Origin of the sequence: Pseudomonas sp. EL_65y_Pfl1_R83 (assembly GCF_963970695.1) — a bacterium.
In the GTDB taxonomy this organism is placed as follows: Bacteria; Pseudomonadota; Gammaproteobacteria; order Pseudomonadales; family Pseudomonadaceae; genus Aquipseudomonas; species Aquipseudomonas tritici.
The window spans coordinates 1-637 of sequence record NZ_CAXAQI010000115.1; the positions used below are offsets into that span (position 1 = coordinate 1).

The window sequence follows — 637 nt, forward strand, 5'->3', positions numbered from 1 at the left end:
TCGCCATGGCTCATCCACACAGTGTGCTTTTCGCCCGGCTGCCACACGCCGTCGAACAGCGCGCAATGGTCGGTCACTTCGATTACGGCATGACCGAACTCGCCACTTTCGCCGAGCGTCACGCTGCCGCCCAACTGGTGCATCAGCACTTGCTGGCCATAGCAAATGCCCATGATCGGCACGCCGCTATCGAGAATCGCCTGCGGGATACGCGGCGATCCTTCCTCCAGAACCGAAGCCGGGCTGCCCGAGAGGATCACGCCTTTGGGGCTCATCCGGGCGAAGGCCGCATCGGCGGTGGTGAAGGGAGCGATCTCGCTGTAGACGCCAGCCTCACGCACGCGCCGCGCGATCAATTGCGTTACCTGGCTGCCGAAATCGACGATGAGGATGGAGTCGGTCTGATGGGTCATGCGGCCAGATAGCAGATACGCGCTGTGGGGGAAGAGCTTTGGGGGCCATATGAACGACAAGCGGGATATGAAAGCGGTCGCCCGCGCTGGCTTCGAGCCAATGGTCGAAGCGGCGGGGAGAGATGGCCGCAAACTGGCGGGGCTCGCCGGGCTCGCGTCGAAGATCGGACTGCGCGGCCGGGGTTTTCCGCTGGCGACCGAAGCGCGCGCGCTCGCCCCCGATG

At 64.7% G+C, this 637-nt stretch carries 1 protein-coding gene; it reads right to left on the bottom strand.

Annotation, left to right across the window (positions count from 1 at the left end; all coding sequences use genetic code 11):
• Positions 1–413: glutamine amidotransferase-related protein (locus AACY08_RS27925; RefSeq protein WP_339472332.1), on the bottom strand; the 413-nt coding region annotated here is incomplete at its 3' end.
• Positions 414–637 lie beyond the last annotated feature (224 nt).